The organism is Nitrospira sp. (genome assembly GCA_016873435.1).
In the GTDB taxonomy this organism is placed as follows: Bacteria; Nitrospirota; Nitrospiria; order Nitrospirales; family Nitrospiraceae; genus VGXF01.
Map to the genome: position 1 here is coordinate 151,669 of VGXF01000002.1, position 12,338 is coordinate 164,006.

The window sequence follows — 12,338 nt, forward strand, 5'->3', positions numbered from 1 at the left end:
CAATTAAACTTCCATGATCTCGTGTTCCTTTTTCTTCAGCGCCTCGTCGATCTTGGCGGTGTACTGGTCGGTGAGTTTTTGAATGTCGGTCTGGGCTTTGCGCAGGTCGTCTTCAGACAGCTTGGCGTTCTTCAAGTCGTCGTTGGTCTCGTGGCGGACGGCGCGCAGCTTGACCTTGGTCTCCTCGCCGTACTTTTTGCAGACCTTGATAAGATCCTTCCGCCGTTCCTCAGTTAGCGGGGGGATTGGCAGGCGAATAATCTTGCCATCGTTAGATGGCGTGATCCCCAGCCCAGCGTTCACGATAGCCTTTTCAATTTCTTTGATCTGCGCGGCTTCCCAGGGCTGGACCGTGATGAGGCGGCTTTCCGGCACAGCCAGATTGGCCACCTGCTTCAGGGGCGTGTGCGTGCCGTAATAATCCACCCGGACGTTGTCGAGCAGCGCTAGCGAGGCACGGCCGGTTCGCAGGCCGGCCAGCTCGCGCTTGAGGTGCTCGAGCGTGGCTTCCATCCGTTCAACGGTTTTTTTGTGAGCAGCGGTATCCATAGTGAGCCTCGTGTGCGCCTAGCGACCAGTGGTGACCAGAGTCCCGATCCGCTCTCCCTGAAGCAGCCGCTTGATGTTGCCACGTTCTTTAAGATTGAACACGATGAGCGGCAGGTTGTTGTCCATGCACAGCGTAATGGCAGTCGAGTCCATTACCTTAAGGTTGTTGGTGATAATTGTCAGAAACGGTACGTCGGTAAACATCTTAGCTGAGGGATGGGTCACCGGATCGGCTTCGTAAACGCCATTGACCTTGGTGCCTTTCATGATGACCTGCGCACCGATTTCCATGGCCCGCAGGACGGCCGCCGTGTCAGTCGAAAAGTACGGGTTGCCGGTCCCACCAGCGAAGATAACAACGCGTTTCTTCTCAAGATGGCGGATTGCGCGGCGTCGGATGTAGCCCTCGGCCAACTGGCGCATTTCGATCGCCGACTGCACACGCGTCATGATGTTTTTCTTTTCGAGCGCATTCTGAAGGGCCAGCGCGTTGAGAATCGTGGCCAGCATGCCCATGTAATCCGCTGAGGCCCGCTCCATGCCCTTGGCGCTGGCGGCGAGGCCGCGGAAGATGTTGCCGCCGCCGATGACGACCGCAACTTCGACGTCCATCGCGACGACCGAGGCGATTTCATCTGCAATCGCGTCCAACACGGCGGGTTCGATCCCGTAGCCCTGCTGGCCGGCCAGCAGTTCTCCGCTGATCTTGAGGAGAATCCGCTGGTACTTGGGTGCGGTCATTCCTGCCCCAGTTGATACCGCGTGAAGCGGCGGATGCTGATGTTCTCACCGATCTTTACGATCTTCTGCGTGAGTAGTTCCTTGATGGAGACCGACGGGTCCTTGATGAACGCTTGCTCGAGCAGGCAGCTCTCCTGGTAGAACTTTTCAACCTTGCCCTCGACGATCTTGGCCCAGGCCGGTTCGGGCTTGCCCATCTCTTTGGCCTGCGCCAGATAGATGGCCTTCTCCTTCTCGATAACCGTGGCCGAAATATCTTCGCGCTTGACATGGGTTGGGCTCGAGGCGGCGATTTGGAGGCACAGGTCCTTCACGAAGGATTTGAATTCGTCGTTGCGCGCGACGAAGTCCGTTTCGCAGTTGACCTCAAGGAGCACGCCAATGCGGCTGCCAGGGTGGATGTAGGCGTCGATGAGGCCTTCATTCGTTTCCCGGCCAGCCTTCTTCTGCGCGGCGGCGAGCCCCTTATGGCGCAGATATTCGACGGCCTTCTCAATGTCGTTGCCGGATTCGGTGAGGGCCTTCTGGCAGTCTAGAATGCCGGCACCGGTTTTTTCTCGGAGTTCCTTAACCAGGGTGCTATTGCTTGCCATGCGGATGCGTGTCCTTTCTTCAACCCGCCCCTCCGGAGAGGGGCGGGTTGTGTTCGGTGATCGTGCTCAGGGACGACTAGCTGCGAGACGCGGAGGCGTGTTCGACGCCGTAGGACGCTGAGCGGCTGGTCCGGACTTCCAGCATCTCCATTGGTGCCAGGCCCGGGGCCGGCGTGGCTTCTTCGCGCTGCGTGCGGAGGTGCGTGCCCTCAATGCAGGCGTCGGCGATGCGCGAGGCGATCAGCTTGATCGAACGAATCGCGTCGTCGTTGCCGGGGACCGGGTAATCGATGCCGTCCGGGTCGCAGTTCGTGTCCACGATGGCGACGACCGGAATGCTCAGGCGATTGGCTTCCATCACGGCGATGTGCTCCACGCGGGTGTCGAGCACGAAGACGCAGCCCGGCAGCGAGCTCATGTTCTTGATGCCGCTCAGGTTCTTTTCCAGCTTGATCCGCTCCTTGCCCATCTGGAGGAGTTCTTTCTTGGTATAGCCGCTCGAGGTTCCCTCAGCGAGGATGCCCTCGAACTTTTTCAGCTTGTCGATGCTCTTGCGAATGGTGCCGAAGTTGGTCAGCATGCCGCCCAGCCACCGCTGCGTGACCATGGGCATGTTGGCGCGCTTGGCTTCCTCCTCGATGATTTCAACGGCCTGGCGCTTGGTACCGACGAACAGGACATTTTCGCCGGCAGCGACGGTGTCGCGGGCGAAGGCGCAGGCGGCCTCAAAGCGCTGGACGGTTTGCTGCAAGTCGATGATGTAGATGCCGTTGCGCTCGCCAAAGATGTAACGTTTCATCTTCGGATTCCAACGGTTGGTCTGGTGGCCGAAGTGCACCCCGGCTTCCAGAAGTTCTTTTATAGTTGCGGCGCCCATTCCTTCCCCCTTTCTGAACCCGCGGAGCATCCCCTGCGCCGGCTGTTCCGGCTTCGGCGGGACGAGAGGTCTTACTCCCCTTATTCCCGGGTCACGTGGCGTGCCTACACGCCAGTGTGATGTTTGATGATCAGAGACCTACCAATGGTGGGTCTCTCTGTTTGCGGCCAAGAAGTCGCAAACTTCCTAAAGCCTTGGAAATTTAGCACAAGAATCGTATTTTTTGCAAGAAGCTTTATGAACGATAGGACGCGTTGATGCGGACGTAGTCGTAGGAGAGGTCAGTGGTCCAGAGCCGCGCGGACGCCTTCCCCTGGCCGAGATCCACCGCCACCGTGAAGTGTGCCTGCTTCACCAGACGGTCGATTTTTTTCTGTGCCGTGGGCCCAACCCCCTGGCCGGCCTTGACCACGGGGATATCGTTAAACGACAGGCTGAGCTTGTCCGGATCGATGGCAACGCCAGCCCGCCCAGTCGCCGCGATGATCCGGCCCCAGTTGGCATCGGCTCCGAAGAGGGCGGTTTTGACAAGCAGAGAGGTGCCGATGGTCTTGGCGACCTGCCGCGCATCCGAGTCGGTGGCGGCGCCGGTCACGTCGAACCGAACAACCCTGGTCACACCTTCGCCGTCCCAGACGATTTTCATTGCCAAGTCGAGGCAGACGGTATTGAGCAGATGCTGAAACACGGCCAGATCGTGAGAGCCTCGGCACAGCACCGGGTTACCGGCTGTGCCGTTTGCAAGGCACAGCACGGTGTCGTTCGTGCTGGTATCGCCATCGACCGAAATGCAGTTGAACGACGCAGCGGTTGCCGCCGCGAGAGCCTGCTGCAGTGTCGGCTGTTCAATTGCGGCGTCGGTCGTGATGTAGGCGAGCATCGTGGCCATGTCCGGATGGATCATGCCGGAGCCCTTGGCCATGCCGCCGACGGTGATCGTCTGGCCGCCAATCTTGGCGCTGTAGGCAATCTCCTTGACCTTGAGGTCGGTTGTCATGATGGCCTGTGCCGCGTCGTGTCCGCCGGCCTTCCGCAATTTTTTCACAAGTGTCGGCAGGCCCTGACGGATGGCGTTCATGGGCAGGGGATTGCTGATGACGCCGGTGGAGCCGACGAAGATAGTTTCAGATGGCTCCTGCAGGGCCTGTGCGGCCAGCAGTGCCATTTCCCGCGCGTCGGCCATGCCCTGTGGACCAGTGAAGGCGTTGGCGTTCCCGCTGTTGATGAAGAAGGCGCGGCCGGCGCCCTGTTTTAAAAAGGCGCGATTGAGAAGGACGGGCGCGGCCTGGACGCGGTTGGTCGTGAAGAGGCCGGCGATCGGGCCGGCGCATTCGGAAACGACGAGCGAGAGATCCAGCGCCTTCGCTTTCTTGATGCCGCAGTGGATGCCGGCGGCAACAAAGCCCGTTGGAGCCGTAATACCGCCCCGCGCCATTTTAAGCGGGATGCGCGTCATGCAAATGCAACTGCCGACCGGTGCGCGGCGCTCACGGAAAAGCTCCCGGTGCGGCAATTCCCATATCCTCTGGAAAGCCGAGCATGAGGTTCATCGCCTGGATGGCCTGGCCCGCTGCGCCCTTGACGAGGTTGTCAAGGGCTGCGACCGTGACGATCCAGCCGGCCCGTGTATCGGCAAAGACCGAGAGGTCGCAGAAATTGGAGCCCCGCACGTGTCGCGGGTTGGCTGAGACGTCCCCCTCATGGATGCGCACGAAGACTTCGTCTTTGTAGAACTCTCGATACACCGCGCGCACCTGTTCGAGCGGCATCGGCTCGTGCAGGCGGCAATAGGCCGTGCTGAGGATGCCCCGGTTCATCGGGACCAGGTGGGGCGTGAAGGCCACGGTCACCGTGCCCTGTCGTGCCTTGCCCGTTGTCGCCGCAAGGAGGCCCAGTTCCTGTTCGATTTCCGGAATGTGCCGGTGCTGGCCGATCTTGTAGGCCTCAAGCGATTCGTGCGCTTCGGGAAAATGATAGGGGAGCGCTGGACTGCGGCCCGCGCCGGAAATCCCGGACTTGGCGTCGATGACGATCGTGTCCGGGTGAATCAGCCCCTTCGCGACGAGCGGCGCCAGTTGCAAGATCGCCGCCGTCGGGTAGCAACCGGGCGCCGCGACGAGTTTGACTTTTTTGATCGCGTCCCGGTGCAGCTCCGGCAAGCCATAGACCGCTTGTTTTAAAAGCGCCTGCTGATCGTGTTTTGTCTTGTACCAGATTTCATAGACGGATGGATCCTTGAGCCGGAAGTCCGCGCTGAGGTCCACCACGTGTTTGCCTGCCGCCATGCAGGCCGCCACCGGCTGTAGAGACTTGGTATGGGGCAGGGCGAGAAAAATCGCATCGGCCCGTTTTACCAAAGTCTCTGGCGCCAGGGCTTCGAAGGTTAGGGGCACAACTGAGGCGAGCGAGGGAAACAGCGCGGCCACCGGCTTACCGGCGGACTGCTCCGACGTGACAGCCGAGATCGTCATCTGTGGATGGCTGGCCAGCAGGCGGAGTAATTCACCGCCGGTGTAGCCACTGGCGCCGACCACTGCCACTTTGACTTTGTCCGTTCCCACTAGCCGCCTGCCTTGATTGTGATGCCCTTTATAAGGGGCGCGAACAAAAAAGGGAAGGCCTGAAGCCTTCCCTTTTCTGCAAACTCTGCTTCAGACGATTACCGCTTCGAGTACTGGAAGCGCTTGCGAGCGCCCTTCTGCCCGTACTTCTTTCGCTCTTTCACGCGTGGATCGCGCGTAAGCAAGCCTTCCTTCTTGAGGGCCGTGCGCGTGGCGGGCGTCATGGTGACGAGCGCCTTGGCGATGGCGTGCCGCAGGGCGCCGGCCTGGCCGGTCGTCCCGCCGCCATGGACGGTGGCCCGCACGTCGTACTTGCCAAGCAGCCCGGCCACTTCGAGCGGGTACTGCACCATGGTTCTCAGCGTGGGTCTGGGGAAATACTGCTCGATTGGCTTGGTGTTGACCGTCACCTGGCCGGCACCCGGCGTGACCCATGCGCGAGCGATGGCGTATTTCCGTTTGCCTGTTGCGTACTGTATCGCGGCTCTCATACGTCTCCTTTGTTGTCCTGACTGCCTGCGGCCGTTACAGCGCCAGCGCCTGGGGATTCTGCGCCCCATGCGGATGGGCGGTGCCGGCGTAGATTTTCAGTTTACGCGCCATCTGCTTGCCCAGCGGATTCTTGGGCAGCATACCTTTGATCGCTGTTTCGAGCAGCGCGGTCGGGTCCTTCTTGTGCACATGCTCGGCCGTGGCTTCCTTCAGCCCGCCCGGCCAGCCCGTATGCTGGGTGTAGGTCTTGGTCTTGAGCTTGCCGCCGGTCAGATGGATCTTACCCGCGTTGATAATGACGATGTGGTCGCCAGTGTCCACATTTGGGGTGAAGGTCGGCTTGTGTTTCCCCCGCAGGACGGCGGCCACGCGGGCGGCGAGCCGGCCCAGGGTCTTTCCGTCTGCATCCACCACATACCACTTCCGTTCGACTTCCAATGGTTTGGCTTGATAGCTTCCCATGACTCCGTTCCTGCCTTTCCTCTAGACAAATACCGTTCGTTATCCGCCGTGAGTGCCGATGTTCTTCGCGCCCAATTTCTCCAGCCAGGCGTCCAGTGAATTGCCCCCCCGCTGCTGCAGCACATCCGCCGTGACGAAAATCGGGCTGCCGGCCCGCAGCGCCAGCGCGATCGCATCGCTTGGCCGCGCGTTCACCGTCCGTTCCGCGCCCTGCGACGCCAGGTGAATCGTAGCGAAGTAGGTGTTGCTCTTCACGTCCGTGATCACGACCCGCGCGACCGTCAGGTTCAGGTGCTCCACCAAGCTGCGGAGCAGGTCGTGGCTCATGGGGCGCGGCGTCGGCGCCTCGTCTAGCGCCAGCTTGATTGCGTTGCCCTCTGCGGCGCCGACCCAGATCGGTAGGATCTGCGCGGTACGCTCGTTCCGTAAAATCACGATCTGCGTCTCGGTGTTGGGGTCAGTTACGACCCCGTACACCGTCAATTGTGTCAGTCCGTTCGATTCCATGCCGTACCTGCACCTACCGACGGCCCGGAGGCCGCGACATCCTGCACACGATGTCCCAAGGAAGACGGAATTTCGATGGCGTTCGAGGAGGCCGCGGGAGGGCAGGGCCACTCACGTCATGTCTCGGACTTTCCAAAATCTTCCGGCTTGAGATTGGCCAGCCACTGATCCAGTTCTTCCGAGGCCTGTTGCTTCAGCACCTCTTCGTTCGCGAAGATCGGCGCGTTTGTGCGTAGAGCCAGGGCGATGGCGTCGCTAGGCCGCGCATCCACGACGTATTCCGAATCCTCATACATCAGATGGATCTTGGCGTAATAGGTGTTCTCCTTCAAATCTGAGATGACCACGCTGATCACCTTGGCGTCCACCACATCTAGCACGGCCTTCATCAGATCGTGTGTCATGGGACGGGGCGTTGTGACCTCTTCGAGTGCGAAGCTGATTGAGCTAGCCTCCGGTTTGCCTACCCAGATGGGCAGCATCTCGGCGTTGTCCTCGTCCTTTAAAATCACGATAAACGTGTTGTTGTAGGGGTCAAACATCAGACCCCTGACTTTCATTTGTGCAATCATGGACGCGGCGGTCCCTCGCGTAACACCATGAGAATTCAGCGCCACTGTAGCATTTGATTTTCTAATTTGTCAACGAAACGGAAGGCCGTTTTAGACTGGTGAGTCAGGCAGCGTGGCGGCATCGAAAGCATGTCCGGTGTGGTCCGGCGAGGCACCGCGAGTCAGGCGGAGCAGGGCCTCGGCCGTGACCGACGGGTCTTTCAATTTGCTGCGATCCTCGTGCGGGAAGGCCTGTGCCCGCATTTTCGTGCGCGTGCCGCCGGGATTGTAGGTCATGACGCAGACATTAAAGGGGCGAAGTTCATCGGCGAGCACTTGCGACAGACCTTCCACGCCGAATTTGGAGACCGCATAGGCTCCCCAGCCGGCCCGGCCGGCGCGTCCAACAGATGAAGAGACCGTGATGATGCAGCCGCGATGGCGGCGCATCATGGCGCGCGCAACTTCCTGCGTGATGACAAAGGTGCCAGTTAAGTTAATGCGCAGCACGTTGAGCCAGGGGCGAAGCGGATAGCGTGTCAGCTGAAGCATCGGCCCGAGGATGCCCGCATTGTTGATCAGAACATCAATGTGGCCATAATGTTTCAAAACAGCGCGGACCAGCGCGCGGGCGTCCGATGGTTTGCCGGTATCGGCTCTGCGAACAAAGACCTGGCCGCCGGAGGCGGCGAGGGTCTTGTGCGTCGCGCGGAGCTCCGAGGCGGTACGGGCGCAGATGGCCACCCGGAAGCCGGCCTGTGCAAACCGCGTTGCGGTCGCGCGGCCGATGCCGCGTCCGGCGCCAGTGATGAGCGCAACTGGAGTATTGTTGTGGAAAGCGACGCTAGGAGGCGTGGGGAGGCGTCGTACGCGGGATGCACGGAGGCGTGCCATGTTACTGCGGACGGAAATTCTCCTGCACCTTGGATGTGTCGACGGCGTCGCTCATTTTTAGAAAAGACCGCATGTGCTTTTTGATCATCTCACGCCCGCTCTCGTCGCCCAGATTGATATGGTATTCATTGATGACCATGACCCGCATGTTTTCCCATTCTTTCCAACAGGGCTGGCAGATCTTGGATTTAATCTCAGTTTCCAGCTTGCCCATGAAGAGGGGGGCGGTGATGGGCTCTCCGGCTTTCTCGCACTTGACGCACTGCACGGCCATGGATGTACCTCCGCAATAGACTGGGCACGGCAGCATTCTAGCACCGGCGTTCGGCGAAAGAAAAGTGTCGGCGTTGCTGGTTGACGCTGCGGGGTGATCATGTTAGGTAAAGGCGCGCGTGACAAGCCCGGATGGCGGAACTGGCAGACGCGCCAGACTCAAAATCTGGTTCTCGCAAGAGAGTGGGAGTTCGATCCTCCCTCTGGGCACCACGCCGAGCTTGCTAAGCCGCAGTGGAATTTGAGGTTTAGCCGGTGGTGAGGCTGCGGAGAGCCCCTCACTAACGGCTTGAATTGGGCTCTGCCTTCAGCCCCCCAGTGGTTGTGCCTTGCGTCCTGATAATACTCCTTGACATGGTTAAAGAGGTGTCCTATAGTGCCCTCGTTTTAAACAAACTTTAGGGTTGAATTTGTCGTACCTCTTAATCCCTTTATCGTTTAACTCACCAAGGAGGCAGCACATGCGTAACGTGTTGGCACTGGGAGCTGTGATTATTTTGATCGGCTCCGTGAGTGTGGTCAATGCCCAGGAGCGTCTGCAGCAGGGGGCTGCTGGGTCTTTTGGTGTCGGTAACAGCGTCGGAGATATCTCCGGCAGCCCGGGCCGCACCCAGGCGTTTGATCGGAACGCGTTTCTGGACCGGCTCTCGCAGGCGGAGACGATTTACGGGCGCGTGATAGGGGTCGATATCCCTGGTCGCAAGCTCCACTTGGAAGGCGGCGGCAGTTCCCATGATGAAGGCCGGGCTGGCACCGGGTCGATGAATTACCGTACTGCCTACTTGGACGAGAAAACCAACATGGAGCAAATCAAGACACTCGAGTCCGGTGATGACGTGACGCTCCAGGTGTTCGAGGAAACCACCGCAAGTCAGCCGTTCGGCACCGGTCGTAAGATGGTGCGCGAAGTGACCGTCCTCCGCGGCACCGAGGTGCTGGCCGGTTTCGGTGGCAGAGGTCAGCGTCCGAATCCATCGACGGAACGCGCCATCAATACGAATTCAGGCTCAACCCACGGCGGTGTGGTTGGACAGGTGCTCCCGGGCGCAGTAAAGGGCGGCTCGGTCCACACCGCGATCGGCGATTTTACGGGCGCGGCGCCCTGCTGGAATTGCGCGCCGCAGCCAGGCTGGGGCGACAACGGTAATTCGAACGTGTCCGACTATGGAAAGGATACGGCGAACCCGAACCTGGTCAAGCAGTAAGCACTGCCCGCGCGTGAACAAGAATTGGGGGTGGCTGGAAACAGTCGCCCCCAATTTTTTTTATGGACACGCATTGCGCGTGCAGCGGGCGCCTGTTACGATGCGCGCGTGGCAGACCGGACGCAGCAGAGTTTGAAGACTGACGGCGTGGCGCCCGACGCGGAGTTGGATTTGCGCGGGGTGATCTGCCCCTATAATTTTGTCAAAACCAAGCTTAAGCTGGAAACGATGCAGGGCGGTCAGGTGCTGGCTGTCATGCTTGACGGCGGCGATCCCATTCGCAATGTGCCCCGTAGCGTGAGTGACGACGGCCATGCCGTGCTGCGCCAGGATCCGGTCGAGAATTGCTACCGCGTGCTGATTCGAAAACGCGCCGACCGCTAGGGTTTTCTCCGCAACACGCGTCGTCGGGGGGCGCGAGCCTGTGCTCCCTCGATCACCAGCGTGACATCGCCCTCAAGTCTTTTCATTCCAGGCATGCGGGTCAGTTCGGCGACGGCTCCGCGGAGGATCTGCTCCCGCACCGTCGTGAGATTGGCGGCCACTATGGCCCGACGGGTTTTCATCACCGAGCATAACTCTGTGAGGGTGCGGGTGAGCTGGTCTGGTGTGACAAAGCAGACCAGTGTCTGCGGAGCGCGCCTCCAGTGCCGAAATAGACGTTTTCGGTGAAGAGGCGAAGCGGGGAGCTGTCCGAGAAAGCTGTACGCATCTCCTGAAAACGCCGACACCGACAGCGCGGCTGCGATGGCGGATGGGCCGGGAACGGGCGCGACGGGAAGTCCGCGCCTGGCGGCGGCGTCAATCAGAAAGCGGCCCGGATCAACGATAACAGGTGTGCCGGCGTCCGAGACCAGCGCGATATCCTGTCCCTCCTCAAGCCGCCGGAGCAGTATCGGTGTTTTCTCCTCCTTGTTGTCGTTTTGGTAGCTCGTCAGCGGCGTGTAGATTCTGTGTGGAGCGAGCAAGGCCTGTGTGCACGAGGGATTCTCAGCGGCAATACTGGAGACTGAGCGGAGAAGCTGTACCGCGCGGGGAGAGAAATCCCCGGCATTTCCAATCGGTGTGGCGACGATATAGAGGGTGCCGGCCATGCTGCGGCGATCCTACTCCCGGACGCAGGGCGAAGTCGATGAACTCGTGCGGTATCCCCAGCTGTGCTAGGATTCGCAGCGGCGATGCGTGATACCTCCGTTCTAATTGAGCCGCATGATGAGTGGAGCAAGGGGAACTATTCCTTTTGTCCCAAGTGCGGGGGTTCGCTCGACCGACGTTCGGTTAAAACGTCGGAGCCTCCACGGTTGGTTTGCCAATCCTGCCGGTTTGTCTTTTTCCTCGATCCGAAAGTGGCTGTCGGGACTATCATCCGCTACGACGGGCGTCTTGTGCTGCTGAAGCGCGGGATCGAGCCAGCCTATGGGAAGTGGGTGTTTCCGGGTGGATTTGTCGATCGCGGCGAGCGGGTCGAGGATGCCGCTGTCCGTGAGACAAAGGAGGAGAGCCATCTGGATATCCGGCTTACCGGCCTGTTGAACATTTACTCCTATTCAGGCCATCCAGTGATCATCATCGTCTTTACGGCTGAAGTCGTCGGAGGTGCTCTGGCGGCGGGCGATGAGACGCTGGACGCGGGGCTATTCACGCCTGCCGATATTCCTTGGACTGCACTGGCCTTTCCCAGTACTGCGCAGGCTTTACGCGAGTATTTGACCAAAGGGTAGCCGGCAAGCATTCCACGCCTTTCCTTGACGGGCCTGTTTTTCTAAGTCTATAATTCGGATAGTGTCCCAAGTGCCAATTTCTTCTGAAAAGTTGCGAGGATAGACAGCATGACCGCAGTCTTTTTTATGGCCACAATTGCTCTTTATCTTGGGGGAATGGCCTTTGCGTTTGCCTACCTATCTCGGCGCGAGGAGACGCTGTCAAAGATCGCGTTCGGTGTGACTGGCGTTGGATTTCTGATGCACACGGTGGCGCTGGTGGCTCATATGATGGAAGCTGGCGCAGTACCGCTGACCAGCCTGCACGCGGCCCTCTCGTTTTTTGCCTGGTCGTTGGTGCTGGTGTTCCTGTGGGCCGACATCCGGCACCGCATCCATGTGATGGGTTCGTTCCTGCTGCCGATTGCGCTGCTGTCACTAGTGTGGGCGGCAGCGTTGCCCAAGGAGGCCACGGCACCCATGCTCACCACCGTCTGGGTGCATGTAACGCTGAGCATGCTGGGGACCGTCGGATTTGCCGTGGCCTTTGCGGCCGGGCTGATGTACGTGATCCAGGATAGTCTGCTCAAATCGAAACAGTTCAACGTGCTCCATTCGAAATTGCCTCCGTTGGATTTTCTCGACCATCTCAATCAACTGGCGATTGTGACGGGGTTCCCGTTGCTCACGCTCGGTATCATTGCGGGCGCCCTGTCGGCCGAGGTGGCCAAGGGCTCCTATGTCAGTTGGAATCCAGAGCAGATCTGGGCGCTGGTCACCTGGGCCTTCTACTTTATCGTGTTGATGGGGCGTATGACGGTGGGCTGGCGAGCCAAGCGGGCGGCCTACCTGACGATCATCGGTTTCGGCGGTGTGGTGTTGACGCTCGTCGGCGTGGTGTTAAAGAGCCACGGGGTAGCGCTCTGAGTTAAT

The 12,338-nt window shown here is 59.8% G+C and carries 17 protein-coding genes and 1 tRNA gene; 5 read left to right on the plus strand and 13 right to left on the minus strand.

Going from position 1 to position 12,338, the window contains the following annotated elements; translation table 11 throughout:
• Positions 1 to 3: 3 nt before the first annotated feature.
• The 12 genes from FJ248_02425 to FJ248_02480 form a co-directional block, all read right to left on the minus strand.
• A complete protein-coding gene (locus FJ248_02425) occupies positions 4 to 549 on the minus strand; it encodes a ribosome recycling factor (protein ID MBM4119743.1) in 546 nt (181 codons plus the stop codon).
• Positions 550 to 567: 18 nt separating this feature from the next.
• The gene (locus FJ248_02430) at positions 568 to 1,290 is read right to left on the minus strand and encodes a UMP kinase (GenBank protein ID MBM4119744.1); all 723 of its coding nucleotides are present in this window, start codon (positions 1,288 to 1,290) and stop codon (positions 568 to 570) included.
• Positions 1,287 to 1,883 (minus strand): translation elongation factor Ts, encoded by a 597-nt coding sequence (tsf, locus tag FJ248_02435; GenBank protein ID MBM4119745.1) that lies wholly within the window; start codon positions 1,881 to 1,883, stop codon positions 1,287 to 1,289. The genes FJ248_02430 and tsf overlap by 4 nt, the downstream gene beginning before the upstream one ends.
• Before the next feature lie 76 nt (positions 1,884 to 1,959).
• The gene (gene rpsB / locus FJ248_02440) at positions 1,960 to 2,760 is read right to left on the minus strand and encodes a 30S ribosomal protein S2 (GenBank protein MBM4119746.1); all 801 of its coding nucleotides are present in this window, start codon (positions 2,758 to 2,760) and stop codon (positions 1,960 to 1,962) included.
• A gap of 235 nt (positions 2,761 to 2,995) precedes the next feature.
• Positions 2,996 to 4,216 (minus strand): bifunctional glutamate N-acetyltransferase/amino-acid acetyltransferase ArgJ, encoded by a 1,221-nt coding sequence (gene argJ / locus FJ248_02445; protein MBM4119747.1) that lies wholly within the window; start codon positions 4,214 to 4,216, stop codon positions 2,996 to 2,998.
• 31 nt (positions 4,217 to 4,247) lie between these two features.
• Positions 4,248 to 5,321, minus strand: coding sequence for an N-acetyl-gamma-glutamyl-phosphate reductase (locus FJ248_02450; GenBank protein ID MBM4119748.1), 1,074 nt, complete (start codon positions 5,319 to 5,321; stop codon positions 4,248 to 4,250).
• 98 nt (positions 5,322 to 5,419) lie between these two features.
• Entirely contained in the window at positions 5,420 to 5,812 is a 393-nt protein-coding gene (rpsI, locus tag FJ248_02455; protein ID MBM4119749.1) for a 30S ribosomal protein S9, read from the minus strand.
• A 34-nt stretch (positions 5,813 to 5,846) separates the two neighbouring features.
• Positions 5,847 to 6,275 carry a 50S ribosomal protein L13 gene (gene rplM, locus FJ248_02460; protein ID MBM4119750.1) on the minus strand — a complete coding sequence of 143 codons (429 nt, stop codon included), beginning with the start codon at positions 6,273 to 6,275 and terminating at the stop codon, positions 5,847 to 5,849.
• Between the two features lie 39 nt (positions 6,276 to 6,314).
• The gene (locus FJ248_02465; protein ID MBM4119751.1) at positions 6,315 to 6,782 is read right to left on the minus strand and encodes a bifunctional nuclease family protein; all 468 of its coding nucleotides are present in this window, start codon (positions 6,780 to 6,782) and stop codon (positions 6,315 to 6,317) included.
• A 116-nt stretch (positions 6,783 to 6,898) separates the two neighbouring features.
• Positions 6,899 to 7,354, minus strand: coding sequence for a bifunctional nuclease family protein (locus FJ248_02470; protein ID MBM4119752.1), 456 nt, complete (start codon positions 7,352 to 7,354; stop codon positions 6,899 to 6,901).
• Between the two features lie 90 nt (positions 7,355 to 7,444).
• Positions 7,445 to 8,227: an SDR family NAD(P)-dependent oxidoreductase gene (locus tag FJ248_02475; GenBank protein MBM4119753.1), complete on the minus strand. Its 783-nt coding sequence runs from the start codon at positions 8,225 to 8,227 to the stop codon at positions 7,445 to 7,447.
• A gap of 1 nt (position 8,228) precedes the next feature.
• Complete coding sequence (locus tag FJ248_02480; protein ID MBM4119754.1) at positions 8,229 to 8,537, minus strand: Fe-S cluster protector protein; 309 nt, start codon at positions 8,535 to 8,537, stop codon at positions 8,229 to 8,231.
• Positions 8,538 to 8,626: 89 nt separating this feature from the next.
• On the opposite strand from FJ248_02480, the gene FJ248_02485 reads away from it, so the two are divergent.
• From FJ248_02485 to FJ248_02495, 3 genes are all read left to right on the plus strand, one after another.
• A tRNA-Leu gene (locus FJ248_02485) sits at positions 8,627 to 8,713 on the plus strand.
• Between the two features lie 248 nt (positions 8,714 to 8,961).
• Complete coding sequence (locus FJ248_02490) at positions 8,962 to 9,705, plus strand: hypothetical protein (GenBank protein MBM4119755.1); 744 nt, start codon at positions 8,962 to 8,964, stop codon at positions 9,703 to 9,705.
• A gap of 132 nt (positions 9,706 to 9,837) precedes the next feature.
• Positions 9,838 to 10,089 carry a sulfurtransferase TusA family protein gene (locus FJ248_02495; GenBank protein ID MBM4119756.1) on the plus strand — a complete coding sequence of 84 codons (252 nt, stop codon included), beginning with the start codon at positions 9,838 to 9,840 and terminating at the stop codon, positions 10,087 to 10,089.
• Here FJ248_02495 and FJ248_02500 read toward each other — a convergent pair.
• On the minus strand, positions 10,086 to 10,799 hold the full coding sequence (locus FJ248_02500; protein ID MBM4119757.1) for an rRNA (cytidine-2'-O-)-methyltransferase: 714 nt from the start codon (positions 10,797 to 10,799) through the stop codon (positions 10,086 to 10,088). The genes FJ248_02495 and FJ248_02500 overlap by 4 nt on opposite strands.
• Before the next feature lie 84 nt (positions 10,800 to 10,883).
• Between FJ248_02500 and FJ248_02505 the strand changes: the two genes are divergently transcribed.
• On the plus strand, positions 10,884 to 11,426 hold the full coding sequence (locus tag FJ248_02505; GenBank protein MBM4119758.1) for an NUDIX hydrolase: 543 nt from the start codon (positions 10,884 to 10,886) through the stop codon (positions 11,424 to 11,426).
• 108 nt (positions 11,427 to 11,534) lie between these two features.
• On the plus strand, positions 11,535 to 12,332 hold the full coding sequence (locus FJ248_02510; protein MBM4119759.1) for a c-type cytochrome biogenesis protein CcsB: 798 nt from the start codon (positions 11,535 to 11,537) through the stop codon (positions 12,330 to 12,332).
• The last annotated feature ends 6 nt before the right edge of the window (positions 12,333 to 12,338 follow it).

Bases quoted from the DNA above. Each gene is read 5' to 3' on its own strand.
- rplM (MBM4119750.1), bottom strand. From the start codon at position 6,275: ATGGGAAGCTATCAAGCCAAACCATTGGAAGTCGAACGGAAGTGGTAT.
- FJ248_02510 (MBM4119759.1), top strand. From the start codon at position 11,535: ATGACCGCAGTCTTTTTTATGGCCACAATTGCTCTTTATCTTGGGGGA.
- FJ248_02480 (MBM4119754.1), bottom strand. From the start codon at position 8,537: ATGCTGCCGTGCCCAGTCTATTGCGGAGGTACATCCATGGCCGTGCAG.
- tsf (MBM4119745.1), bottom strand. From the start codon at position 1,883: ATGGCAAGCAATAGCACCCTGGTTAAGGAACTCCGAGAAAAAACCGGT.
- FJ248_02490 (MBM4119755.1), top strand. From the start codon at position 8,962: ATGCGTAACGTGTTGGCACTGGGAGCTGTGATTATTTTGATCGGCTCC.
- FJ248_02470 (MBM4119752.1), bottom strand. From the start codon at position 7,354: ATGATTGCACAAATGAAAGTCAGGGGTCTGATGTTTGACCCCTACAAC.
- argJ (MBM4119747.1), bottom strand. From the start codon at position 4,216: ATGACGCGCATCCCGCTTAAAATGGCGCGGGGCGGTATTACGGCTCCA.
- FJ248_02475 (MBM4119753.1), bottom strand. From the start codon at position 8,227: ATGGCACGCCTCCGTGCATCCCGCGTACGACGCCTCCCCACGCCTCCT.
- FJ248_02500 (MBM4119757.1), bottom strand. From the start codon at position 10,799: ATGGCCGGCACCCTCTATATCGTCGCCACACCGATTGGAAATGCCGGG.
- FJ248_02465 (MBM4119751.1), bottom strand. From the start codon at position 6,782: ATGGAATCGAACGGACTGACACAATTGACGGTGTACGGGGTCGTAACT.
- rpsI (MBM4119749.1), bottom strand. From the start codon at position 5,812: ATGAGAGCCGCGATACAGTACGCAACAGGCAAACGGAAATACGCCATC.
- FJ248_02505 (MBM4119758.1), top strand. From the start codon at position 10,884: ATGCGTGATACCTCCGTTCTAATTGAGCCGCATGATGAGTGGAGCAAG.
- FJ248_02425 (MBM4119743.1), bottom strand. From the start codon at position 549: ATGGATACCGCTGCTCACAAAAAAACCGTTGAACGGATGGAAGCCACG.
- rpsB (MBM4119746.1), bottom strand. From the start codon at position 2,760: ATGGGCGCCGCAACTATAAAAGAACTTCTGGAAGCCGGGGTGCACTTC.
- FJ248_02430 (MBM4119744.1), bottom strand. From the start codon at position 1,290: ATGACCGCACCCAAGTACCAGCGGATTCTCCTCAAGATCAGCGGAGAA.